At 40.6% G+C, this 24,597-nt stretch carries 19 protein-coding genes; 10 read left to right on the top strand and 9 right to left on the bottom strand.

Annotated elements, in window-relative coordinates; all coding sequences use genetic code 11:
* Position 1 precedes the first annotated feature (1 nt).
* The gene (locus ACEW8O_RS17685) at positions 2–1,561 is read right to left on the bottom strand and encodes a PglZ domain-containing protein (RefSeq protein WP_373495955.1); all 1,560 of its coding nucleotides are present in this window, start codon (positions 1,559–1,561) and stop codon (positions 2–4) included.
* Between the two features lie 51 nt (positions 1,562–1,612).
* Here ACEW8O_RS17685 and ACEW8O_RS17680 point away from each other — a divergent pair, with 51 nt between their 5' ends.
* From ACEW8O_RS17680 to ACEW8O_RS17655, 6 genes are read left to right on the top strand one after another with little or no spacing between them, the layout of a single operon-like run.
* Positions 1,613–2,851 (top strand): HD domain-containing protein, encoded by a 1,239-nt coding sequence (locus tag ACEW8O_RS17680; RefSeq protein ID WP_373495954.1) that lies wholly within the window; start codon positions 1,613–1,615, stop codon positions 2,849–2,851.
* Between the two features lie 17 nt (positions 2,852–2,868).
* Complete coding sequence (lpxD, locus tag ACEW8O_RS17675; RefSeq protein ID WP_373495953.1) at positions 2,869–3,891, top strand: UDP-3-O-(3-hydroxymyristoyl)glucosamine N-acyltransferase; 1,023 nt, start codon at positions 2,869–2,871, stop codon at positions 3,889–3,891.
* Between the two features lie 39 nt (positions 3,892–3,930).
* On the top strand, positions 3,931–5,325 hold the full coding sequence (locus tag ACEW8O_RS17670) for a bifunctional UDP-3-O-[3-hydroxymyristoyl] N-acetylglucosamine deacetylase/3-hydroxyacyl-ACP dehydratase (RefSeq protein ID WP_373495952.1): 1,395 nt from the start codon (positions 3,931–3,933) through the stop codon (positions 5,323–5,325).
* Entirely contained in the window at positions 5,322–6,101 is a 780-nt protein-coding gene (lpxA, locus tag ACEW8O_RS17665; protein ID WP_373495951.1) for an acyl-ACP--UDP-N-acetylglucosamine O-acyltransferase, read from the top strand. The genes ACEW8O_RS17670 and lpxA overlap by 4 nt, the downstream gene beginning before the upstream one ends.
* The gene (locus ACEW8O_RS17660; RefSeq protein WP_373495950.1) at positions 6,102–6,734 is read left to right on the top strand and encodes an ATP-binding cassette domain-containing protein; all 633 of its coding nucleotides are present in this window, start codon (positions 6,102–6,104) and stop codon (positions 6,732–6,734) included.
* Between the two features lie 47 nt (positions 6,735–6,781).
* Positions 6,782–7,267, top strand: a complete 486-nt coding sequence (locus ACEW8O_RS17655) for a hypothetical protein (RefSeq protein ID WP_373495949.1) — start codon at positions 6,782–6,784, stop codon at positions 7,265–7,267.
* Positions 7,268–7,276: 9 nt separating this feature from the next.
* On the opposite strand, the gene ACEW8O_RS17650 is transcribed toward ACEW8O_RS17655, so the two are convergent.
* Positions 7,277–9,664, bottom strand: coding sequence for an endonuclease MutS2 (locus tag ACEW8O_RS17650; RefSeq protein ID WP_373495948.1), 2,388 nt, complete (start codon positions 9,662–9,664; stop codon positions 7,277–7,279).
* 8 nt (positions 9,665–9,672) lie between these two features.
* On the bottom strand, positions 9,673–10,011 hold the full coding sequence (locus ACEW8O_RS17645) for a DUF4296 domain-containing protein (RefSeq protein WP_373495947.1): 339 nt from the start codon (positions 10,009–10,011) through the stop codon (positions 9,673–9,675).
* A gap of 124 nt (positions 10,012–10,135) precedes the next feature.
* Between ACEW8O_RS17645 and ACEW8O_RS17640 the strand changes: the two genes are divergently transcribed.
* Genes ACEW8O_RS17640 through ACEW8O_RS17630 form a run of 3 tightly spaced genes read left to right on the top strand, consistent with a single transcriptional unit; the run spans position 10,136 to position 12,939 of the window.
* Complete coding sequence (locus ACEW8O_RS17640; RefSeq protein WP_373495946.1) at positions 10,136–11,014, top strand: DUF58 domain-containing protein; 879 nt, start codon at positions 10,136–10,138, stop codon at positions 11,012–11,014.
* The gene (locus ACEW8O_RS17635; RefSeq protein ID WP_373495945.1) at positions 11,007–11,906 is read left to right on the top strand and encodes a hypothetical protein; all 900 of its coding nucleotides are present in this window, start codon (positions 11,007–11,009) and stop codon (positions 11,904–11,906) included. Before ACEW8O_RS17640 ends, ACEW8O_RS17635 begins: the two co-directional genes overlap by 8 nt.
* Positions 11,893–12,939 carry a VWA domain-containing protein gene (locus tag ACEW8O_RS17630; RefSeq protein ID WP_373495944.1) on the top strand — a complete coding sequence of 349 codons (1,047 nt, stop codon included), beginning with the start codon at positions 11,893–11,895 and terminating at the stop codon, positions 12,937–12,939. Before ACEW8O_RS17635 ends, ACEW8O_RS17630 begins: the two co-directional genes overlap by 14 nt.
* On the opposite strand, the gene ACEW8O_RS17625 is transcribed toward ACEW8O_RS17630, so the two are convergent.
* The 6 genes from ACEW8O_RS17625 to ACEW8O_RS17600 all read right to left on the bottom strand — a co-directional run bounded on the left by ACEW8O_RS17625 (position 12,917) and on the right by ACEW8O_RS17600 (position 22,101).
* A complete protein-coding gene (locus ACEW8O_RS17625) occupies positions 12,917–14,038 on the bottom strand; it encodes an alkane 1-monooxygenase (protein ID WP_373495943.1) in 1,122 nt (373 codons plus the stop codon). The two genes, ACEW8O_RS17630 and ACEW8O_RS17625, sit on opposite strands and share 23 nt — an antisense overlap.
* Positions 14,039–14,121: 83 nt before the next feature.
* The gene (locus ACEW8O_RS17620; protein ID WP_373495942.1) at positions 14,122–14,751 is read right to left on the bottom strand and encodes a hypothetical protein; all 630 of its coding nucleotides are present in this window, start codon (positions 14,749–14,751) and stop codon (positions 14,122–14,124) included.
* A gap of 856 nt (positions 14,752–15,607) precedes the next feature.
* Positions 15,608–16,975 (bottom strand): cystathionine beta-synthase, encoded by a 1,368-nt coding sequence (locus ACEW8O_RS17615; protein ID WP_373495941.1) that lies wholly within the window; start codon positions 16,973–16,975, stop codon positions 15,608–15,610.
* Positions 16,976–17,078: 103 nt separating this feature from the next.
* Positions 17,079–17,963: an ROK family protein gene (locus ACEW8O_RS17610; protein WP_373495940.1), complete on the bottom strand. Its 885-nt coding sequence runs from the start codon at positions 17,961–17,963 to the stop codon at positions 17,079–17,081.
* Between the two features lie 86 nt (positions 17,964–18,049).
* Positions 18,050–20,377 carry a glucosamine-6-phosphate isomerase gene (locus ACEW8O_RS17605; RefSeq protein ID WP_373495939.1) on the bottom strand — a complete coding sequence of 776 codons (2,328 nt, stop codon included), beginning with the start codon at positions 20,375–20,377 and terminating at the stop codon, positions 18,050–18,052.
* A 266-nt stretch (positions 20,378–20,643) separates the two neighbouring features.
* A complete protein-coding gene (locus ACEW8O_RS17600) occupies positions 20,644–22,101 on the bottom strand; it encodes a DUF294 nucleotidyltransferase-like domain-containing protein (RefSeq protein ID WP_373495938.1) in 1,458 nt (485 codons plus the stop codon).
* 51 nt (positions 22,102–22,152) lie between these two features.
* Between ACEW8O_RS17600 and gndA the strand changes: the two genes are divergently transcribed.
* Positions 22,153–24,051, top strand: a complete 1,899-nt coding sequence (gene gndA / locus ACEW8O_RS17595) for an NADP-dependent phosphogluconate dehydrogenase (RefSeq protein ID WP_373495937.1) — start codon at positions 22,153–22,155, stop codon at positions 24,049–24,051.
* Positions 24,052–24,597 lie beyond the last annotated feature (546 nt).

Raw genomic sequence — 24,597 nt, 5'->3', positions numbered from 1 at the left:
ATTAAATATTCTTCGGTTCGAGTTGAATTACGGGGATAATCATTTCTTCCAAAGAAACCCCGCCATGCTGAAAGGTGTCTTTGTAGTAATTTACATAATAATTGTAATTGTTGGGATAGGCAAAGAAATAATCTTCGACAGTAAAAACATAACTTGAAGATATGTTGAGCCTCGGGAGCTTGGCGTCCTCAGGCTTGGATATTTCAAAAACCTTCCCACTTTCAAAGTTAAGATTTCTGCCCTGCTTATACCTTAAATTGGTAGTGACATTTTTATCACCGATTATTTTATATGGCCGGTTTACTCTTTTGGTGCCATGATCTGTAGTCACAATGACATCTGCCTTGGCTGCCTGTATTTTTTTGAACAGTTCAAAAAGTGATGAATGCTCAAACCAACTTTTAGTGATAGACCTATAGGCCGATTCATTCGGGGCCAACTCTCTGATCATTTTCATATCGGTCCTGGCATGGGACATCATATCCACAAAATTATACACCAAAACATTCAGGTCATTGTTGAGCATTTGGTGGAAATGTTCCAATACGGCTTTGCCCTGATATGCCTGAAGGATTTTATGATAACTGAATTTAATGTTCAACCTGTTCCGGTGAAGGTTTTCAGAAAGGAAGTGTTCCTCATTGTTGTTTTTTCCCTCATCGGTATCTTCTCCTTCCCATAGTTCGGGATGGAATCTTGCCATATCCGAAGGCATCAGTCCACTGAAAAGCGCATTTCTGGAAAAGGCCGTGGTAGTAGGCAATATACTATAGTAAGTACTTTCTTCCACTATATTAAAGAAATCTGTAATCAAAGGTTTGATAACCTCCCATTGGTCAAGCCTGAGATTGTCAATGACCAAAAAGAACAAGGGTTTGCCGGGCTTTATAAAGGGGAAGACCTTTTCATTCATCAATTTATGGGACAGGATGGGTTTGTCCGATTTTGGGTCACTGATCCAATCCAGGTAATTGTTTTTGATGAATTTGGCAAAACTTGCGTTTGCTTCAGTTTTCTGGGTTTCAAGGACATCCTGCATGCTTTTGTTTTCGGTCTTGTCTATTTCCATTTCCCAATAGGTCAACCTCTTGTAGATCTCTGTCCATTCCTGATAGGTAGAAGCATCATTACAGGCCATACTGATGTTCATAAAATCCTGTCTATAGGAAAGGTTTGTCTTTTCTGTAATCAGCTGTTTGTTTTGAAGTATTTTTTTGACAGATAGCAGAATCTGATTGGGATTGATGGGTTTGATCAGATAATCAGCAATTTTGCCGCCTATCGCATCATCCATGATGTGCTCTTCTTCACTTTTGGTGATCATCACCACAGGAACCTGCGGTTTGATCATCTTGATCTGCTGTAGGGATTCGAGCCCGGTCATTCCAGGCATCATCTCATCTAAAAAAATCACATCAAAATTATTTTTCTCAACGGACTCGATAGCATCCACCCCGCTGTTGACGGTAGTAATCTCATAACCTCTCTGTTCGAGAAACAATATATGTGGTTTCAGAAGATCTATCTCATCATCTGCCCATAGGATTTTGAACCTTTGCATAAAATTTGGTTTATTTCTTTTAAAATTATAATTACTTTTGGAATCTATCAAATGTCATGGACATTGAAAAGTCATAAAATATTGAATGACCCTGTTTATGGGTTTATCACCATTCCCGGTGAGCTGATTTTTAACATAATTGACCATCCTTACTTTCAAAGGTTACGGCGTATCAAACAGTTGGGTTTGACTGATTTTGTATATCCGGGAGCACTTCATACACGATTTCACCATGCCATTGGCGCTATGCATCTGATGCGCATTACATTAGACAATCTCCGACAAAAGGGAATAGAAATCAGCAATGATGAATATGAGGCGGCAATGGTTGCTATTTTGCTACATGATATCGGACATGGTCCTTTCTCACATGCCCTGGAATTCAGTTTGTTGAAAAATACACCTCATGAGGAATTATCACTCTTGGTCCTTGAAACACTCAATGAACATTTACAAGGTCGATTGAATTTAGCTATAAAAATCTTTAAAGGAGTGTATGAACGGAATTTTTTTAATCAACTTGTCTCAAGTCAGCTTGATATTGACCGATTGGATTACCTTCAGAGGGATTGTTTTTTTACAGGTGTATCTGAGGGCACGATCGGTGCGGACAGAATCATCAAAATGATGGACATTAAAGATGACCAATTGGTAGTAGAAGAAAAAGGGCTTTACAGTATCGAGAATTTTCTCAGCGCAAGGAGGTTGATGTATTGGCAGGTTTACCTGCATAAAACCACCGTAAGTGCTGAGAAAATGATGATTAATTTAATAAACCGTGCAACAGAATTGTTGGGAAATGGTCATCCTTTGTTTGGAACTGACGAGCTGTTACTATTTTTGGGGAACAGGTTTACTCTTGATGATTTGCAAAAGGACCGAACCTTGTTAGAGAGGTTTATGACTTTGGATGACTTCGATATCTGGGGGGCAATCAAAATGTGGAAAAATGATAAAGACTATGTCATCAGAAATATTTCCAACATGTTTCTGACCAGGAATCTATTTAAGATCAATTTGAGAAATGAGGCATTCATCGAGGATGAACTGAAAATTGAAAAAAAGAAAAGCCTAAAAAAACTTCAAATCCCAGATAGTGATCATCAATATTTCTTTAACCATGGAACTATAAGCAATCATGCTTATCTTAATAAAGAACAGATTCTCATTTTGACAAAAAAAGGACAGGTTATTGATGTAGCCCAAGCAGCTGACCTACCGAATATCAAAGCAATGAGTAAAATAGTCAAAAAACATTATATCTGTCAGGCCAAAAATTTAACTTTGTAATCTTTAAATATCTCTAAATGGAATTTACCCTCTATCAAATAGCCGAAATGCTGAATGGCAAAATTGAAGGCGATGGTTCTCTTAAGGTAAATAGAATAGACAAAATCCAGGAAGGAAGGGAAGGGGGGATAAGTTTTTTGGCTAATGAAAAATATGAATCCTTTATATATGAAACTGCCGCTACTGCGGTAATTGTATCTGAAGATTTCGTTTCCCAAAAACCTGTCAAATCCAATTTGATAAGGGTAAAAAATGCATATTCAGGTTTTACCCAACTTTTGGAATCCTATGCGCAGCTTTCAAAAGCTAAAAAATACGGAATAGAAGAACCTTCATACTTTGATAAAAGCAGTAGCATAGGTGATAACCATTATAGAGGTGCTTTTTCTTATGTTGGCAAAAATTGCTTAATCGGTAACAATGCACAAATACATCCCCACGCATATCTTGGCGATAATGTCAAAATTGGGAATAATTGTATTATCCATACAGGAGCCAAAATTCATCAAAATACCCAAATAGGCAATCATTGCGAGATAAAGTCTGGTGCCGTAATTGGTTCAGACGGTTTTGGGTTTGCGCCTCAGGAAGATGGTACCTACAAGGCTATTCCACAGCTTGGGAATGTAGTCATTGAAGATCATGTAAGCATTGGAGCCAACACAACTATAGATTGTGCTACAATGGGTTCTACCATAATCAAAAGAGGAGCGAAAATTGACAATCTTGTTCAGATCGCTCATAATGTCATCATCGGTGAGAATACTATCATTGCTTCCCAGACAGGTATTTCCGGTTCTACCGAAATCGGAAAAAACTGTGTAATTGCAGGACAAGTAGGAATAGTTGGCCACATCAAAATTGCAGACAAAACCACGATTGGTGCAAAAACCGGAATTCCAAAAAACATAAACATTAGCGGACAAACCATATTCGGATTTTTGGGAATGGATATAAAGGACTTCCTTAAATCCTATTCACTTTTCAAAAAACTCCCCGAACTGCAAAGCCGAATCAAAGAACTGGAAAAAAAAGCCTAAATTTACGCTCTTAAATTCTAAAGGGCATTATTTGAACTAATGAGAGTCAAACAACATACTATTCAAAAACAAGTAACAATTTCCGGTGTAGGCTTGCATACTGGGGTCATTTCAAATATGACATTTTTACCTGCCCCTCCAAACCATGGATACAAATTTCAGCGGATCGATATGGAAGGACATCCAACCGTGGATGCTGATGTGGACCACGTAGTGGATGTATCTCGGGGCACAACATTGGAACAAAACGGGGCTAGGATATCTACGGTAGAACATGTACTTGCTGCTTTGGTTGGACTGGAAATAGACAATGTCCTTATTCAGTTAGATGGCCCTGAACCTCCCATCTTGGATGGATCATCTATCCAATTTATCCATATTTTAGAAGAAGCTGGACTTGAAGAGCAAAATGCCCTTAGAAGGTTTTTTGAAGTCCCCGAAAGCATCACCTATAGAGACCCTTCCAGAGAAGTTGAAATGGCAGCCCTGCCTCTTGATGATTACAGGGTCACGGTGATGGTGGACTACAATTCTCCGGTTTTGGGAAGTCAGCATGCCTCCATTACCAGTATCAGCCAATTTAAAACTGAAATTGCTTCCTGTAGAACTTTTTGCTTTCTTCATGAATTGGAAATGCTCTACAACAAAAACCTTATTAAAGGTGGAGATCTCAACAACGCCATCGTTGTAGTGGACAGAGTGGTTGAAGACAAAGAACTGGAAAACCTTGCCAAAATGTTCAATAAGAATAAGGTTGAGGTCAGAAAAGAAGGTATCCTTAACAATGTGGAATTAAGGTATAAAAATGAACCTGCAAGACATAAGCTTCTTGATGTGGTTGGAGACCTTGCGTTGGTAGGAAGACCATTAAAGGCCCAGATTTTGGCAGCGAGGCCAGGTCATGCAGCCAACGTTGCATTTGCCAAAAAAATTAAAAGGGCAATGGAAAAAACAGGTCCGGTTCATATTCCCCATTATGACCCCAAGCTTCCACCTGTCATGGACATCAATCAGATCAGCAATATTCTTCCGCATCGATATCCATTTCAATTATTGGACAAAATCATTTACCTTGACGATTCTGTAGTGGCCGGTGTAAAAAATGTAACCATCAACGAACCCTTTTTTATGGGCCACTTTCCGGGAAACCCGGTTATGCCAGGTGTCCTACAGGTAGAAGCTATGGCACAGACGGGCGGGATATTGGTGCTGAGTACCGTGGATGACCCTGAAAAATACTGGACTTATTTCCTGGGAATTGAAAGTTGCAAATTTCGCAAAATGGTGCTTCCCGGGGATACTTTGGTCTTCAAATGTGAACTTCTTGCACCCATAAGAAGAGGTATAGCAAAAATGAAAGGAGAAGCCTTTGTGGGTAATACCTTGGTTTGTGAAGCAATAATGACCGCTAGCATCGTCAGAAAAGAAACATGATCAGTCAATTAGCACATATACACGAAAACACTATCTTGGGAAAATCGGTCCATATCGACCCATTTACCATGGTCCACGAAAATGTTGAAATCGGTGATGGGACATGGATTGGCTCCAACGTCACAATTTTTCCAGGTGCAAAGATCGGTAAGAACTGCAAGATTTTTCCCGGAGCTGTCATTTCAGCTATCCCACAAGATCTTAAATTCCAAGGCGAAGACACCACGGTAGAAATCGGGGATAATACTACCATTAGAGAATGTGTTACGCTCAGCAGGGGCACTATTGACAAAAGAACCACAAAAGTGGGCAACAATTGTCTCTTAATGGCTTATGTCCATATTGCTCATGATTGCATGGTAGGCAACAATGTCATCATAGCAAATTCGGTACAGGTTGCAGGTCATGTTATTATAGACGATTGGGCCATCGTAGGCGGCAGCAGCGCCATACATCAATTTGTGAAAGTCGGAATGCATTCCATGATTTCCGGAGGATCATTGGTGAGAAAGGATGTCCCCCCATTTACCAAAGCTGCAAGAGAACCCTTGAGTTATGCCGGTGTCAACAGTCTTGGTCTGAGAAGAAGGGGTTATTCCAGCGAAGCTATCGGCGCGATTCAGGAAGTCTATAGATATCTTTTTTTAAACAGCCTCAACAACAGTCGGGCATTGGAAGAAATCGAGATAAACCTCCCTGCTACCAAAGAGCGGGATGAAATCATAAATTTCATCAGGTCTTCCGAAAGGGGTGTCATGAAAGGTTATATCAGCTAAATGAGACTTAAGCTGAATCAAGTTTCAAAGAGATTCCAATTTGATTGGATTTTTAGAGATTTGACTCTTGACATCGCACCTTATTCGCATTGGGCCATCACAGGAAGTAACGGTTCGGGAAAATCAACTCTGATAAAGTGCATCTCCGGCTTACAACCCCTGACCTCTGGACAGATTACTTATTCACTTGAAGAAAAGGAAATTTCTGATTCGGATATTTTTAGGTATTTGGTCATGAGTGCACCATATATGGAATTGCCCGAAGAGTTTTCTTTATGTGAATTGCTTTCCTTTCATTTTAAGTTCAAAACACCGATTGCTTCACTCTCTCTTGAAGAAATGATGGATATCATGTACCTAAAGGAACACCGTGAAAAACCTGTTTTTCAATTTTCTTCCGGTATGAAGCAGCGGTTAAAGCTTGGTTTATGCTTTTTTTCAAAAATAAATTTAATTCTTTTGGATGAACCAACTTCCAACCTGGATGAAAAGGGTATAGCTTGGTATTTGCATTTGGTAAAAGAATTTTCGAAGGATAAAACACTTTTCGTATGTTCCAATGATCCCAAAGAATATGGGTTTTGCCCGAATGAAATAAAAATTGAAGACTTCAAGCCCAAACAAAAACTTTGATTATTGGGTGTTATCATTAATTTTACAGAAATTATAATTATACGTTTATGCAAAAAATTATTTTAACCTTGATCATATCAGGTTTTTTAGCTGTCAGCCTTTATTCCTGCAAAAGCAAAAAAGATGACCCCACGCCTACCAAAACACCCGAAGAGCTTGCCATTGAAGACCTGACAGGTGGTTCATCACAGGTTTGGGTAGTTGCCGGTGGTGGTTCGGTAATCAGGGATAGCCGTTCTGAGACAAATATTTATCAGACTTTTGAAATCACTTTCGCTGCAAGTGGGAATAATAAAAATTACAGTACTATCAACAGTAATGATCTTTTTGATGCCACCGGGAATTGGTCTTTTGTAGGAACCAACCTGGACAAAATTTCTTTATCCGGTACCAAGCCTGCATCCGAAAGAGAAATATCCTTTACCAGAACCGGTAATGACCTGAGGCTCGTTTTCTCCATCACAGTTCCCGGGGCAGAAATACCAAGTGGGGCAGTTGCCGGAAATTATACATTCAACCTTAAAAAGAAATAATTGCTCAGGTCAGCTTTTTAAAGTGACCAAAGTAACTCCTGCCCCACCCCTGTCGGCATGCTCATCTTCAACTTTATTTACCTGGGACATCCCCCTCAACAGATTCCTGGTGATATCCCTGAGTATCCCATCGCCTTTGCCATGTACTATCCTTAGGTCTTTGAGTCCAAGCATGTATCCATCATCCACAAAACTCTGAACAACGGGGAGGATCTCCTCCCCTCTTTTGCCTCTGATATCCAAGTTTGGGGAAAAATCCATCATTTTGGCATTGGTATCAAAACCAGTCCTTTTGGAAAAGGATTTCTTCTCCTTTTTCATTTCGGTATTGGAGATTCTTTCCAACCTATTAAGTTTTACAGTTGATTTGAGTTCACCTATACTGACTTCAACTTCTTTTTTCCGGACAGCCAAAACCTCACCTACTGCCCCATTATCTTTTACCCTTACAAAATCTCCTATCTGAATATCGCCTCCAATCACTTTGATGACAGGGTCGTGGACGATTTTCTTTTCAGGTCTGATTTCGCTTTTTAATTCTTCGATTTCCGTCCTTACCTGTTTGGCTACTTCTTTGTCTGCCTTACTTTCTTTTATGGTACGGATGGTCGTTTCAATTTTCTTGTTGACCCCTGCCAAAAGCGCTTGGGCTTCTGCTTTGGCCTCCTGAATGTATTTCTTTTTGTTCAGATCAATGGTCTCTTTGAGCTGCGAATATTCTTTCATTCTTTGATCCAAAAGCCTTTCTTTCTTTTGGTTTTCCTGAATAGATTGCTCATACTTTCTGACCTGGTTTTCGAGTTTGTTGAGCATCTTGTCATACCTCACACGCTCTTCTCCTATCTGATCTTTGGCGTAGCTGATGATGTCTTTGGAAATTCCGATTTTGGAGGCAATTTCCAGGGCAAAGGAACTCCCCGGCTTTCCAATGTCAAGTTGGTACAAGGGTTCCAATTTATCCACATCATAGCGCATGGCACCGTTGACCAAACCCTGATTTTTGGCTGATACCTGCTTCAAGTTGCCATAATGCGTGGTGATTACCCCATAAGACCCAAGATTGTTCAGGGCCAATAAAATCCCCTCTGCGATGGCACCTCCAAACTGGGGCTCGGTACCTGTGCCAAATTCATCTATAAAAAGAATGGTCTTTTTGTCGGCAAATTGGGTAAAGTACTTCATACTCATCAAATGGGAACTGTAGGTACTCAGGTCATTTTCGATATTTTGCTCATCCCCGATATCTATGAAAAAATTATCAAACAAGGTGCAGACTGAGTGACTTTCCAGAGGAACCAATAGCCCACACTGCAACATGTATTGGATCATGGCAACGGTTTTAAGGGTAACCGACTTTCCACCCGCGTTAGGTCCTGAAATCACCAAGAGCCTTCTGTTATGGTCCAACTGAATATCGAGGGGCACGATCTTTTTACCTGCCTGTCCCAACGCAGCATCCAAAAGCGGATGTCTCGCACTGTGCCATTCCATTTGCTTTGTTTTCACCAATGTTGGCCTGATGGATTTGGTCTTGATGGCAAACTTTGCCTTTGCACGGATAAAATCCACCATGCCCAAAAAATGATATGCCCTTCTGAGTTCCGGAATGGCCGGCCTAAATTTGTCGGTAAGTTTGGTAAGGATTTTCTGAATTTCCCGACGTTCCATATACTCAAGATCTTTGAGATCATTATTGATATCGAGAACCTCCGCCGGTTCCAAAAAGACCGTCTGACCTGTGGCCGATTCATCGTGGATAAAGCCTTTTATTTTTCGTTTGTTTTCGGCAAGAACAGGTATCACCATTCTTCCTCCTCGGATTGTCACCGAGGCATCCTCAGGAGTCAGACCTTTTGCCTTTGCTTCCCTGAATATCTTATCCAATACTTTTCTCAACCTGTTTTCCTCGTAAAGAATCCGGGAACGAATCAAGGAAAGTTCCTGAGATGCATTGTTACGGATTTTTCCTTTTTCATCAATGATCCTCTCTATTTCCTTCAAAATGGAGTTGTCCAGGTTGACCATTCCCAGAAGCTGGAATAAATTGGGGTATTCTTCTTCATGGTCACCAAAAAACTCAATGCACCTGCTCAGTGTAAAAAGCGATAGTCTGATTTCATGGAATTCCTCTTCATAAAGAAAAGTGCCTTCTATTTTTACCTTTTCGAGATAGGGATAAATATTGGTGAAGTTGGAAGAAGGAAAAAGCTCCCCTGATTCAATGATCTTTTTGAATTCATCGGTTTGGTCCAAAAGCTTCCCAATAAGATTGGGATCCTTGGAAAAATTCATTTTATTGACGAAATCTATACCCAAAGGACCCGAACATGCATCTTTGAGAAGCTCCCGGATTTTGGTGAAATTAATTTTCTCTTCTAAATTTTTGGGATAAAGCATCTTAGCATTTACTCAATACTGGATTTTTCGATTACATGCAGGGAGTCAATGGTTCTTGAATACATCCTGTCCATGGCCGTGACATCACGCATGTAATATTCCAGACTACTTTTGAAAACAGAATCTGGAACACTATGTTTTTTAAAAACCTCCAACTCTAAATATGGGTACAATACCCTGGATGAATCATAATGGATGGGAAAAGAGCTGACAATACCCTCTACCATATGGATGTCAACAAGGATTTCAACCATTTTATCTTCACTTAAAACACCTTCAGGAATCCTGTTTTTACCACAGGATTGAAGAATAAAAATCGATAACAGGACAATGATCAGGTTTTTCACAATTCAAAATTAATCAATTCCTCCAATCAACAAGAAGATTTAACATCTATACCTCATTCCTATTATCACATATCGTTTTTTAATTCAATTGAGAGCCTTAATTTAGGCCTTTGAAATAACGAGCATGAATCAGATTCTAAAGAAATTGCGCAGGTATGAGATCATGATCCGGAAGGTGGTCAACAATCAGCTTCAGGGGGATTACCAGTCCATTTTCAAAGGAGCCGGACTGGAATTTGATGATCTGAGACCTTATCAATATGGGGATGATTTCCGGACTATAGAATGGAAAGTTTCTGCCAAAGGCCATGGTACATTTGTTAAAACCTTTCGGGAGGACAAAGACCAATCTGTTTACTTCCTGTTAGATATCAGCGGATCCCAGGATATTGGAGAACTGGGCAGTAAAAAAATAGATAGCAGTAAAGAAATTGCCGGAGTCTTGACTTTGGCTGCGATTTTTGAGGGAAGTCAGGTAGGATTGATTTCCTATTCGGACCAGAAAGAAAAAATAATCCTGCCTGGGAAAGGTCCAAAGCAAGGAGTCAAAATCATTCAGGGAATTTTCAACCATGAAAATAAATCCCTGAAAACCAACCTGAAGGAGATGTTCAATTTCTCCCTGAACCTCATCAAAAAAAGAAGCATCATCATCGTAATTTCCGACTTTATCGATGAAGGTTATGAGAGGCCTTTCAAGGCTTTGGCCGGTAAACATGACCTCGTAGCCATTCAGGTAACTGACCCTAGAGAATCTAGCTTACCCTCTTTGGGGATTATTCCCGTATATGACAAGGAGCAGGGAAAAACAACTTGGGTAAACACTGCCTTTGGTAGTTTTTCCAAGAAAATTTCAGATACCTTTACCTATGAGCGGGACCATCTCAAAACTATCTGCAAAAAAAATCAGATCAATTATCTGGGAATCAGCACTAAAGATGATATTGTCTTGCCACTGATAGAATTATTCAAAAACCGTAACCGATCAATGAAACGTGGGTAAGATCAAATTCTTATTTATTCTATTCTTCTTTTGTCTTGTCGCTTTCCCTGTCCTTTCACAGGATATTGAAGTAGAAGGATATTTTCAACAGGACTCTGCTAAATTAGGAGAAAGGGTTGCCTATGTCCTCAAAGCAAAATATAGGGAAGGTGTCAATGTCATATTTCCTGATTCCACTTTCAATTTCTCTCCATTCGTCCTTCTTGAGAAAAAAACCTATATCTCCAAAACCCAAGATGAGATTACTTTGGACAGTGCTGTCTATTTTGTTTCCAACTTTTCATTAGATCCGGTAGCTAAATTATCCTTACCTGTATATGAAATTTTTAGATATGACAGTTTGGAACACCGGCCCTTGGAAGCTGAATTGGCTCTGAAACTTACCTTAGATCAGATTCCACAAGAATTAAGTTTCCGCGACAACAATGTGTACCTACCTATCCCTACCGAATTCAATATCCTTTTCCTCGGCGCTATTTTAGCGGTGGTAGCGGTTTTGGTCCTTGTACTGATTTTCTTATTTGGAGCCAAAATCAAAAGACAATGGAATATCTGGCTTGAAAAACAGAAATACAAAAGATTTGTCAAGAGATGGCAAAATGCCGAGGCTGCCTTTGCCACAAATCCTGATATGGACCAAGCAGATGAGCTCCTAGGTCTTTGGAAAACCTATATGGAGCACCTGAAAAACAAGCCTTTCAGAGAATGGACGACCACTGAAATTGCGGATTTTCTGGACAATAAAGAAATCATCAAAGATTTCAGGTCCATAGAAATGGTAATTTACGCAGGCAAGGAAGGTAAAGACATAGTGGAAACCTGCAACAATCTAAAAGAAATCTGTACAGATTCTTTCAAGAAAAAGATAACAGCGCAAGATGAATCCAAATAATATCTCAGATTTTTTTTCATGGTATTGGTTTTTGCCCGAAACATTTAGATCATTTGAATGGGAAAACCTATGGGCACTGCATCTGATATGGATCGCTCCATTGATCATGCTGTTGAGGAAATTTATCAAGTTTCTAAAAAACCCCGTACTCGAACTCTCCCTGCCCGGGTCGGTATCACAGAACAACCCTTGGACATTTCTCAGGTTGATACCAGGGCTGTTTTTTATTTTTGCAGTCTGGTTGATGATCACAGCCCTGGCAAGACCCCAAAAAACAAATGAAAGGGTGGAACAATATACTGAGGGAATAGACATCATGCTGGTCATGGATATATCAGAATCCATGGATCTCCAAGATTTCAAACCCAACAGGCTGGAATCTGCTAAAGGAACAGCCATAGACTTTATCAACGGGCGGTTCGGTGACAGGATAGGTGTCGTGATCTTTTCCGGGGAGGCTTATTCTCTGGCACCTTTGACAAACGATTACCCTCTTTTGACTGACCTCATTAAGGATATTTCCTTCAACATGATGGATGCCAAGGGCACTGCCATCGGTAGTGCTCTTGCAGCAGGCACCAACAGGATTAGAGAGTCGGACTCAAAAAGCAAGGTCATGATCCTTTTGAGTGACGGTGAAAACAATGCCGGAAATGTTGATCCGCTTTTTGCCGCACAATTGGCTTCGGCGATGGATATTAAGATTTATACCATTGCTGTAGGAAAAGATGGAATGGTGCCTTATGGGGTGGATTTTTTTGGAAGACCACAGATGATAGAAAGCTACCTTGATGAATCTACCTTAAGAGAAATTGCAAGAATCGGGGAGGGGAAATTTTTCAGAGCCTCAGATGACAATACCCTTCAGCAGATTTTTGATCAGATCGACGAAATGGAAAAAGCAGAGATCATTGAATCCCGTTATAAAGAAACTGTCGATTACTACAGGATTTATCTTTTCTGGGGGATTATTCTGATTTTGATCTGGCTGGGACTGAAAAGTACATTCTTTAATAATTTTCTGTTGGATTGAGATTTTTTATACTTAATTCCTCCACCCAAGTCCTTTTCTTCCACTCCTCCAACCTCTTATCCATTACCTTAAACCACAAAGCCGGAAACAAGGCCAATATGATCATGGCAGAATATCCTTGGGGCAATTGGGGGCTTTCGTCATAATGGTTTAGAATCTGATAGCGCTTGTAGGCAAAAGCGTGATGGTCTGAATGCCGCTGCAACTGAAACAATAGGAAATTGCTGACCATGTGGCTGGCATTCCAGGAATGTAATGGGGTCACTTTTTCGTACCGGCCATTTGGCAAAAGCTTTCTGGACATGCCATAATGCTCAATGTAATTGACCAATTCCAAAAGGCTGAAAGCAAAAAAGCTCTGCACAAAAAAGAAGATCGGAACCTCCCAAACAAACCTGTTTTGAATCAAGGAGAAAATCAAGGCAAAAAATCCCACAAAAATTATTGGCGCCAATACAAATTGAATCATTTGATTCTGAAAAGACCAAGATGGAACACCTTTTTTCTGCAATTTTTCTTCTTCTAGGTGAATCGCACTGATAAACCCATCCTTCACAGACCTCCACCAAAAGCTATAAAATGTCTCCCCAAACCGACTTGTAGCAGGATCATCGGATGTCGCAACACGGACATGATGGCCTCGGTTATGTTCTATAAAAAAATGCATGTAGCATACTGTCATCAAAAGAACCTTGGAATAAAACTGTTCCAATTTTTCTGCCTTATGTCCCAATTCATGGGCCACAGTAATCCCTACCCCTCCTGTCACCAAAGCCATGCCCGTACTGAAAGCAAGCCATTCCGCAAAAGAGAGTGTGGTAGAAGAAATGACTGAAAAACCCCAAACCAATATCCCTAATTGTACATACACCCAAATGAATGTGACCAAGCTATAAAACTTCTCTTTCGAGACTTCTGAAATCTCCGTTTCCGGTACGTTTGTCCGATCGGTTTGAATCAGGTAATCCATGACAGGTACGAGGATAAACACAAAAGCGTGAATGATCAACAGGTTCCACCCGCCCAAATAAAATCCGAACATCAACAAAATGGGGAGAATAAATACAGAATAAAACCCGATTTTTTTCAAATGTTTCATGCCATCAAGTTAGATAATCATAATTAAAAAAAGAAACATCCGGAATTATTGAGCTCTCAGCAAATTATGAATCCTTTTAGATTCTATTCAGCAAAAATTTCTTTTGTAAGGTCTTCAAAAACAATATAAGTAGCATAGAAGGTAACCGGAACACTGACCAATAAACCCAATCCGAAGGTCAATAGTCCCAAAACATTGATCACAACAATGACCAAGGTGAACAGAAAGAATTTTAGCCAACGGACGGTGATCAATTTCCTGCTTTCTTCCAATGCTGTCCAAAAATCAAAGCCACCAAAAATAGCCATCAAAACAGAAAAACTGTAGGCCACTGCAAGGTAAATCCCCGGTACCACAAAAAGAACCAATCCAAAAGCAGTCAAAATCTGCCCGATCAACCAAATGGCAAAAACAGGGATGTAGAAATTGAAACCTTTGAAAAAATCAGGATACACTACCCGCTTCTTAAGTGAGATTTTATTGGCCACCAAGTAAAACCCCGAGTATAATGGAGGAGCAAGAAAAACCCCCTGTAAAACTGCGAAATCCTTGAGATACAAAAATGCCAGAAGTTGTAAGGAGATAATGAACATCACAAACGCCGAGCTTTGTAATGGCTCCTTTAAGTACATCTGCCATGCCCGGGAAAAGATCTCTTGGATATCGAAGTCATATCCGCTTTCCCTTAATGATGCCAATTTCTCTTTGCTCATGTGTTATATTTAGGTTTCTATTTTTATACAATAATTATTGCCTGTGATTTGCTTTCCTTTAGGGAATGGCAGGATGACGCCTGCCTGCCGTAGCCAGGATGACAAATGAAATGTCCATTTTTTCTTTTACCGTTGAAATGAATAGATCAATACGGTTACCCAATAGGTTTAATTATATAAATAAATATCAGAATAAAGGCAAGGAGATTATCCTTGCCTATTCTATTTACCGATTGTTTTATCGGAATGAAATCGTCCGTCCCTACGGGACTTAGGTTCATTTCGGTTTCTATTTCCCCCGGGTTGAAACCCGGGGCTATAATATGGTTCGTCCCTATGGGACTATGCGCTAATTTCAAATCTACAGGTTAAAACCATGGCTTTTATACCGTCCGTCCAAAAGGGGCTTTGGTTCATTTCGACTCCTATTTTCTCACGGGTTGAAACCCGAGGGCTATAATATGGTTCGTCCCTATGGGACTATGCTCTTAATATAAATCGACGGATTCAAACCATGAATTAGATATCGTCCGTCCCTATGGGACTGATTGAAATTCTGTAGAAAATAATAGGCTTTTCTCCTGTCTACCATTTCCCCTCCAATTTTGTCAGATCCTGATTTTACTTAAGACTTTATTGTAAAGACCTTCGAGGTTTTGAAAACCTCAAAGGTCATACGACACAACTGCAAAAGACTTTTCTTCCGTCTCCAATCTTCCGACATACCAACACGGTCATCCGACATCTGAACACTGCCTAATGAACACTGCCCACTGAATACTGCGACTCCTTACTGAATACTGCCCACTGAACACTGCCTACTGCATACTGAACACTGCCTACTGCAAACTGACCACTACCTCGTCATCGCCTCCAAAATATCATGCTTGGTCACAATATGCACCTGATGGTTGTCATCGCGGACTAGGACTGCCTTTTCCTTGTCCAGCATGGATGACAATACATCCAAGGTGCTGTCCAAGGCCACGAATTTCATGGAATCCTCCATTACATCTGCTACAGATGCATCTTTCAGTTCAGGGTTTTCGATGATTTTTGAAAGGAGCTTGCTGTCCGTGATGCTTCCGACCACATGCCCATCTTCCATTACCGGAATCTGGGAAACACTTTTGCTGTTCATTAAATGGATGGTGTCTTTTACTTTATCAGTCTTCTGAGAAACCAGCAATTGATAGTTGCCATTTCGCGAGCTGATGATATCCCTCGCTGTTCCAAAAGTCTTGTCTTCCAAAAAACCATGGTTTCTCATCCAATCATCATTGTAAATCTTGCCGAGGTAACGGGTGCCATGGTCAGGAAGGATGATTACCATCCTGTCACCGTCTTTCAGATTTTCTTTTGCGTATTCCAAGGCTCCGTGAACAGCCGACCCGCAGGACCAACCAACAAATAGTCCCTCTTCTTTGGAAAGCCTTCTAGTCATCACAGCGGCATCTTTATCGGTAACTTTGATAATATGGTCTATCACCGAAAAGTCAACATTTTTAGGCAATATATCTTCACCGATACCTTCAGTCAGGTATGGGTATATTTCATTTTCATCAAATATGCCTGTCTCTTTGTATTTTTTGAAAACAGATCCATAGGTGTCAATGCCTACGGTGATGATATCAGGATTTTGTTCTTTAAGATATTTGGCTGCCCCGCACATAGAACCTCCTGTTCCCACACCCGCTGCATAATGGGTGATTTTCCCATCAGTGTCGTTCCAGATTTCAGGTCCTGTCGTTTCATAATGGGCCAGGGAGTTTGAAAGGTTATCGTACTGATTTGGATAAAAGGAATTGGGAATATCGTTGTTGAGCTTTCTGGCCACAGAATAATAGGATCTTGGATCATCAGAAGCAACATTGGTAGGACAAACAATAACCTCAGCTCCTACTGCCTTGAGTATGTCGATTTTCTCTTTAGACTGTTTATCAGCCATGGTAAAAATACATCTGTAGCCTTTGGCAATGGCAGCCAAAGCCAAGCCCATTCCGGTATTTCCACTTGTTCCTTCAATGATGGTACCTCCCGGTCTGAGCATTCCGGACTCCTCGGCATCTTCTACCATTTTGATGGCCATACGGTCTTTCATTGAGTTGCCTGGGTTGAAATACTCAACTTTCACCAGAATCTCACCTTTTATACCTTTGTTCAGTTTGTTGAGTCTGACCATCGGTGTATTTCCTATGGTCTCTATAATGGAATTATATATCATAATATTCGGGTTCTATTGGCCGAAAGTTACGAATATTTTAATACCTGACGGGAAATTAACTACCCATTCCAAATAATATTTTGAACTAAAAGGAAATTGGGGATTAGCTTGGATTACTGACAGTATCCACCGGTACAGCGTATTCATCCACAAGTGCAACAGCCCCGTGAATGGCTGTTTCGTCCAAATCTGAAATCAGAATTTTAAGATTTGCGCTAATGGAAGGGTATTTGAATGTTGCAATATTGGCCTCCATACTTTCTTTAAAAAACGGATATGCCTTTCTGATCGATCCGCCCAATACTATCGCCTGTGGAGCCAGTGTATATAAGATGTTTTTGATCAACTCACCCAAATGATGGCCGTATTCCTTATAAGCCTCCAGCGCCATTTTATCTCCCCGGGCAGCTTTTTTTGAAAGTGATTTTGCCTTTGCATTGAATTTAGAATGAAAAAACTTGCTGCTGCAATAAAATTCAAAATCCTGGTCAAGGTATGGGGCCGAACACCATTCTCCTGCTGCACAGTTAAACCCGCAATAAAGGTGTCCATTGACGATAATCCCTGCGCCAAGTCCTGTTCCCAGCGTTATTCCAACTACATGTTGGTACACTTGGGCTTCTCCGAATTTATATTCCCCCAAAGCAAAACAATTAGCGTCGTTGTTGATATAAACAGGTTTGGCAAACCTTGTTTCCAGAAACTCCCGAAGATGAACCCTTCTAAATGATGGTATATTTTCCAAGTTAAGAACTACTCCGTTGTCTGTATCAATCAAGCCGGGGATACCTATTCCTATGGCAAAAAAATCATGGTGAACATAAGAAGAAATCAGATCTGCAATGGTTTCCAGAATTGATTCCTGACTTTCACGGGAAGGCGTAGAGATTGTTCTGATATCCACCAGATCTGATACAACAAGTACACCTGCCTTAATATTGGTACCTCCAATATCTAATCCAAGAATAGGTTTTTCGGTTTTTAGCATACAAATAGATCTTAAAGGTTTTTCAATAGAAAAAGAAGAATGAAGAATCATTCTCCTTTTTCCCTGTGCTGGTTTGGGAGCGCAATTTATAACATTCCTTCAATGGATTTTTCCAGTTCTCTGGCATGGGCAAGAAATTCCTCCACATTCATGTCCTTGAAAAAGATCAATCCATGACTTGACCTGACTTTTGCAGTTTCATGTTGATAGAAATAATTCTTACCCAATAAGAGTTGGATGTCATTTAATTGTCCCACCCAGATTCTTTTGGCAACGATACTGAATTTTCCATTGTGGCTGTAACTTGGGAAAGAGGCATTTACCTGACTCAGGTAGCAATTGGCGAATGAATCTTCCATTACGGACATATCTCCCAAGGAAACAGGGACAATCACATTTGCCTCATGCGGCTCAAATTTGAACCAGACATTTCTATAGCCGATTATCCTTAATTTACTGAGGTCTTTTTCCTCACCCCATTGCCGCACCGCCTCTGCGGTTGCCTGAAGTACTTTGTAGTGTGTATCCGGCCCCGAGCCTTCGGGGTCAAGTGTTAAGCTTATTTTTGTAGGGTTAATTTTCTTGAACATTTCCAAAATAGGAATCACATCACGTTTTTTGTCAGGCTGTTCGGTAAATATATCTCCGGTATAGAAGCCCAACCTCAAATGGTGCACGTTTTTCACCTGAACACCAAAGTGTGCCCAAACCAACTCTTCCTCAAACTCCCTGATCATACCTTTGAGTTTCTGAATTTTGGAAGGGTTTTTTTCTCCATCATAGGAGTTTTTCAAAATACTGATGATGTCATTTATCGTCTCCCTGAGCTTTTGCTTGGATTTGACTTCAAAAATTTCCACTACTGCCCTGACCACTCGATGGCACAATCCCCGCATCCTTTGGTCAGGATCCTCAGATGCAACTTTTGTCAAAAAATGATATACATCCTTATCCGTTTTCAATTTGTAGCCTACCTCAAAGAAATCCTCATAATGGACCATCTGAATTTCCCCTTCATCCAACAGCTTTTTGGTGAGCAACAAGGTGTCAATCACAAAGGTATTGGTCACTGCTGTAAACCCTGAAGTCAACACCGAAAAATGGGCCTCGTTGCTGTTTTCCTGAAGCTGATTGGTGACATGCGGCAGGATTCCCAATGAGATATCGTCATGATGCGGGCCGGTGTGCAACAAAACCTGGTTTTTTTCCTGGGTAGTCCCCCTGTTGATTTTTTCAACCGCACTTGCCATTACCTGATTGACAGTATCTTCAGACAAGTTGGGGATCATGGAGGTATATTGATCTGCTTTGAGATCTTCTATTTTAAGTCTATGCCCGTATTTTTTAAGTTTTTTACATAATTCCAAAATGGACCTTTCTGTTTTTTCCCAAGTCCATTCTCCCTGACTGTAATAAGCATCCACAGAATCCGTCAACCTTACGGCAGCACCTTTGGTAAGATAGAATCGTCCGTTTTTCAATTTCTGCAAAACAGTGGCCGGATAAACATTGTCAAGCGGTGTTTCCAAAGAATCCTTGACTATCTGCGCTTTGGCTTCACCTGCCGCAATGATGATACCGACTGCATCAGGATTATGCACGATGGTATCCAGACCAATGGTAATCACCAATCTATTGGAAGACACTTCTATTCCACCCAGATCCCCCGCTGCTACTGCCTGGGTTTCAAAATTGGTATCAGTCAGCCTTGTGGTGGAAAACAAATGGGAACCTCTGGTATTGAAGGCAATATGCCCATCAGGGCCTATACCTCCCAAGAAAAAGCCAATCCCGCCTACATCTCTGATTTTTTGCTCATATTGACCGCACCAATGATCGATCATGTAAATGGATTTTTGCTGGATCTTCTCCAGGCTGTTTACAGGCTCTCTAAATCTTAAAGATAGATCCACCTTTAGATCAGGGAAAACTTCTTTGAAATGCTTTCCATCAGCCAAAGGAATCTCATCAGAATTGATCAAAATCGCCTTTTCTTTATTGAGACCAAATCCTTCAAGATAAAATTTAGTGACGTAATCATAAAAACTGTTTTTCTGCTTGGAAGAAATCGGATAAAATTCATCTATCTGTACAAAAGTCAGATCTTTCAACACCGGCTTTTTAGCGGAAGAAAGTCCGTATTTCTCCCGCACCTCTTTACCTTTCTTACTGTCCCAGTTTTCCAAAAGAAATTGGGTCCATTTGATAAAAAACTCCGGGGTTTTACCGGTAGGTAGACTGATGACTCCATTTGGATTTTCGGAAGCCCATTCCAAAAACCTACACGCGGTGATCAATCCCAATTTGGGAAAATTATCGACTGTGAGATAAGGAATCAAGGTGCTGATTTTCCCGACACCTGATTCTTTGAGGAATGCTTTTTCTACTTCGGAAAGCGGATAATTGCTAAGCATATTTTGAGTTTTTGTTTGTGGACAATGTTAATTGTTTCAGGTTAAGGTAAACCCTAAAACTGATTTATTAAATTAATAAACTCAGGTAATAATTTGGTAATATTGAAGTAAAATAAAATAAAACCATTGCGAAATCATCTAATTTTCCCTAAATGCAATCACGAAATAAAAAGGATTTCATGTTTATTTTTTTTTACAAAATAAAAAAACTTTTGTTTTAAATCATAGACTTTTATAAAAAAATTAAAAAAGATATTTTCTATTCGTTAAAATATATTCTTGGTAAATTCTATTTTAATTTTCAACTGAAATTCTTTGATCACCTTAAATATTTCTACCAAGGTCGCCATTTGTACTTTGGTCAGTTGGCTGATGCTTACAAAATTCTTGGGTTCTTCTGCTTTATCGATCATTTGCAGGGATTGCTTTTCCAATCTCAAAGTCATCAGGTAATAATAAGCATGGTACAGTTCTGTCGCCTCATTGTCAGAAAATACCCCCTTTTTCCTTAAACCTTCAATCCTATTCCCTGTGTTCGTTTCAAAAATCCGGTGTTTCAAAGAAAATAGCCTTGCCAAATCCACAAAGGGCGTCATGGCCTTTTTGATGTTGAAATGTTTTTCCCCGTCAATCTTAAAGGTTCTGATATTTTTGAAAAATGTCAAAGGCGCCTCATACAAAAGGGCATTGGCACCCATATTTACAAAAAAGCGTTCAGGCGGATTCTCCAATTGCTGATCCATAAACTCCTTTAATTCCTCCAATAAGCCAAATTCACCATAGATGGCCCTGCAATCAAAGAAAGTGGAATATTTCATCACCGTCTCTTGGGTGGACTCCTGTATCCATGTTTCATAATTCCTTTTCCAATGGGAAAGAGAATGGGTCCATTTGGGGTTTTTGGCCATAAATCCACCTGTACAGAATACGATACCGACATGGTCAAGATCTGCCGAAACCCTTTCCGCAAAATCCAAAAAATATTCCCTGACCATCTCCCTTTGCTCATTGGCCTTATCTTCATAGATAATGGCATTGTCCTGATCGGTTTTGAGCGTCTGTTCAGCCCTGCCTTCACTGCCAAGGACAAAAAAAACAAACTTTGCAGGAGGAGGGCCGATCTGCCGGATGGTATTTTCTATGATCCTCAAAGCAATGGTGTCGGTGACCGCTGTAATGATCTGATTGATGATCTGTGCTTTCAGCCCCTTGGCCACAAGTTGGTGGATGATTCCCGGTACCATGGCCCACTTTTCCTTCAACTCATCTTTGTCCATGGCCTGTCTGACAGCTTGGATAAAAATAAAGGGCCCTTGGGATTGTTCTGAAAGGATCTTGTTTCTACTGATCCAACCCACATATTGACCATGGTCCCGCACCAACAGGTATCTTGTTTTGGTCTGGAACATCATCAACAATGCTTCATATAAAAAAGCCTCTTTTTGGATAAAAATGATGTTTTTATCTATAATTTCACCAACAGGAGTTTCAAAGGAAAGCCTGTTGGCCACAACTTTATCCCGCAACGTAATGTCAGTGACAAATCCCAAAATTTCCTTTTCGGAATGTGCTATAAAGAAAATGGATACTTTTTCCTTTGCCATGATTTGGGCAACTTGAAAAATAGGCGTTTCCGGTGGACAGACCCTCAGATTTCTAAAATGAAGGTCCCCAACTTTCTTGGAATAAAAACGGTCTGTACTGAATTCATTGGTAGCTATCATGTGTACTTCATCTTATCATGGTGAAAATAATTAATTTTACTAAATTCGGCTATGATAATTATTGTTACAGGAGTTTCGGGAAGCGGAAAGACTACTTTAGGCTCCCTATTGGCCAAAAAACTCAGGCTGCCTTTTTTCGATGCGGATGATTTTCATCCCCCGGCCAATATCCAAAAGATGAGCATGGGAATCCCCCTTACAGATCAGGACCGGCTTCCATGGCTGGAACATCTCGCTGACAGTATGCTACAATGGGAAAGTTCAGGAGGTGGTATCCTTGCCTGTTCGGCCCTACGGGAAAATTACAGGGAAACCCTGCAGGTTGTCCCCAAAATAATCTGGCTTCACCTGAAAGGTAGTAAAGAATTGCTCCACGAAAGAATGAACAACAGAGAAGGCCATTACATGAAGCCGGGGCTCTTGGATTCCCAACTGGAAACATGGGAAGAACCGGATTATGGGTTTCACCTTGATGTCTCCAAGGCACCTGAAAAATTGTTAGAAGAAGTTATGCAAATAGATGAAATAAATGCACCCGAATCACATTTTGGGATTATCGGCATGGGCGTAATGGGCAAAAGCCTGGCCCTGAACCTGGCAGAAAACGGCGTACCTACTGCTGTCTATAACAGACATGTACCGGAAAAGGAAGAAAAAATCGCAAGCACTTTTGCAGCCAACAATCAGGAATTCCCTTTACTCAAAGGATTTGATGATCTTGATGATTTTGTAGACTCACTGGCCAAACCCAGAAAAATATTGTTGATGATCCCGGCAGGGGCGGCAATAGACCAACAGATACAGCAACTTGAACCTATGCTGGAAAATGGCGATATCATCATCGACGGTGGCAATTCATTTTTTGAGGATTCCACTAGGAGATTCAGAGATCTTAGCGACAAAGGGCTTCATTATATACCCATGGGTGTTTCCGGTGGAGAGGAAGGGGCCAGAAAAGGGCCGTCCATGATGCCGGGAGGAAAAAAGGAAGCCTATGATTTCATTGCACCCTATTTAAAAAAAATAGCCGCTAAAGATGCTACAGGAAAAGCCTGTGTCAGCTATATCGGTCCCGATGGGTCCGGCCATTTTATCAAAATGGTCCATAACAGCATCGAGTATGCTGAGATGCAGGTCTTGGCCGAAACGGTGCATCTGATGAAATACGGACTAAAACTATCCTACACCGAGATTTCCAAAATCCTGAAATCATGGGGAACGGAAGGATTGAAAAGCTACCTATTGGACATTACAGTGGAAATATTGACGGTCAAAGAGGGCAAAAACTTTCTCCTTGATCTGATCCTGGACAAAGCCGAACAGAAAGGAACCGGAGGATGGTCCCTGACCACGGCATTGAAATACCATGTGCCTTACAGTCCATTATCGGAAGCGGTGACTGCCCGCTTGCTTTCCAGTCAGAAAGAAGACCGGGAAGAACTTGCCGGATTGTACAGCCATAGATTCGGGGCTTTTGCAGAAGATAAGGTCATCCTCTTGGAAAAACTCAAAAATGCATATACCCTCACGAGAATCATCAATCATGAGGTAGGATTCAATCTGATGCATCAGGTTTCAGAACAGGAAAACTGGAACCTGGACTTCAGCGAAATATCAAGGATTTGGACCAATGGCTGTATCATCCGTTCATCCTTGATGGAAAATATGACCGGATTGTTTAAGGAAAACAGTTCGCTCCTAAAAACCAAAGCCATCAAAACCAAAGTAAAAGAACTCAGGTTTGACCTAGCCTACATCATCGGATTGGGGCTGCAACATGCCTATGCTTTGCCTGTCATGTCCGCAGCGGCAAATTACCTGTTCGGAAGGATTACCTCAGACTCCTCCGCCAATTTGATCCAAGCGCAAAGGGATTTCTTCGGCGCACATACCTACCAAAGAAAAGAAGACCCTACAGGTGCGTATTACCATTCAGATTGGAAAAATTGATTGTGTCCGATGACGGATGTCGGATGACCGATGTTAGGAAGGGGTGTCCTTTGAGGTTTTTAAAACCTCGAAGGACTCAAAAGTCTTAAGAAAAAAAGTGTCAACTAAAATCAGGAAATGACTCGGAAATAAAAAAGGCAGTTTCGCCCCTCATTTTGAGTTCTCAAAATTGGCATTTTCATAAAGTGGAATGACATTGAGTTGTTGCTTGCGAGTTACCTCAATACTAGCTCCATAGGAGCGACCGATGTAATAGCCCAGGGTTTCAACCCTGGGATTTGATGAGATCGCATAAGCAAAAGTTCCGTAGGAACGACTGATTTATTGTCCAGAAAACGTTTACATGTACCTTACGGATAATCATACATTGAATTTAAACCCAAATACCATGAACACCTTTCACAAGCAAATAACCAATAAGCTTTACCTACCCCTCCTTTTCATTGGGATTTTTTGTTTTTCCTTGAGTACATTTCGCCGTTCTCAATCGCTCTAAGGCCATGAAGGCGGAATTGATGTCCACCGATTTCGACTTAGTCACCATCA

Source organism: Aquiflexum sp., from assembly GCF_041749095.1.
Classification (GTDB): Bacteria; Bacteroidota; Bacteroidia; order Cytophagales; family Cyclobacteriaceae; genus Aquiflexum.
Note: the sequence above shows the minus strand (reverse complement) of the source record. Positions and strands in the feature narration are given on the sequence as shown.

Coding starts and splice junctions, on each gene's coding strand:
- gndA (WP_373495937.1), top strand. CDS start 22,153: ATGATAATTATTGTTACAGGAGTTTCGGGAAGCGGAAAGACTACTTTA.
- ACEW8O_RS17605 (WP_373495939.1), bottom strand. CDS start 20,377: ATGCTTAGCAATTATCCGCTTTCCGAAGTAGAAAAAGCATTCCTCAAA.
- ACEW8O_RS17670 (WP_373495952.1), top strand. CDS start 3,931: ATGAGAGTCAAACAACATACTATTCAAAAACAAGTAACAATTTCCGGT.
- ACEW8O_RS17625 (WP_373495943.1), bottom strand. CDS start 14,038: ATGAAACATTTGAAAAAAATCGGGTTTTATTCTGTATTTATTCTCCCC.
- ACEW8O_RS17680 (WP_373495954.1), top strand. CDS start 1,613: ATGTCATGGACATTGAAAAGTCATAAAATATTGAATGACCCTGTTTAT.
- ACEW8O_RS17610 (WP_373495940.1), bottom strand. CDS start 17,963: ATGCTAAAAACCGAAAAACCTATTCTTGGATTAGATATTGGAGGTACC.
- lpxA (WP_373495951.1), top strand. CDS start 5,322: ATGATCAGTCAATTAGCACATATACACGAAAACACTATCTTGGGAAAA.
- ACEW8O_RS17650 (WP_373495948.1), bottom strand. CDS start 9,664: ATGCTTTATCCCAAAAATTTAGAAGAGAAAATTAATTTCACCAAAATC.
- ACEW8O_RS17685 (WP_373495955.1), bottom strand. CDS start 1,561: ATGCAAAGGTTCAAAATCCTATGGGCAGATGATGAGATAGATCTTCTG.
- ACEW8O_RS17620 (WP_373495942.1), bottom strand. CDS start 14,751: ATGAGCAAAGAGAAATTGGCATCATTAAGGGAAAGCGGATATGACTTC.
- ACEW8O_RS17630 (WP_373495944.1), top strand. CDS start 11,893: ATGAATCCAAATAATATCTCAGATTTTTTTTCATGGTATTGGTTTTTG.
- lpxD (WP_373495953.1), top strand. CDS start 2,869: ATGGAATTTACCCTCTATCAAATAGCCGAAATGCTGAATGGCAAAATT.
- ACEW8O_RS17640 (WP_373495946.1), top strand. CDS start 10,136: ATGAATCAGATTCTAAAGAAATTGCGCAGGTATGAGATCATGATCCGG.
- ACEW8O_RS17655 (WP_373495949.1), top strand. CDS start 6,782: ATGCAAAAAATTATTTTAACCTTGATCATATCAGGTTTTTTAGCTGTC.
- ACEW8O_RS17600 (WP_373495938.1), bottom strand. CDS start 22,101: ATGATAGCTACCAATGAATTCAGTACAGACCGTTTTTATTCCAAGAAA.
- ACEW8O_RS17615 (WP_373495941.1), bottom strand. CDS start 16,975: ATGATATATAATTCCATTATAGAGACCATAGGAAATACACCGATGGTC.
- ACEW8O_RS17660 (WP_373495950.1), top strand. CDS start 6,102: ATGAGACTTAAGCTGAATCAAGTTTCAAAGAGATTCCAATTTGATTGG.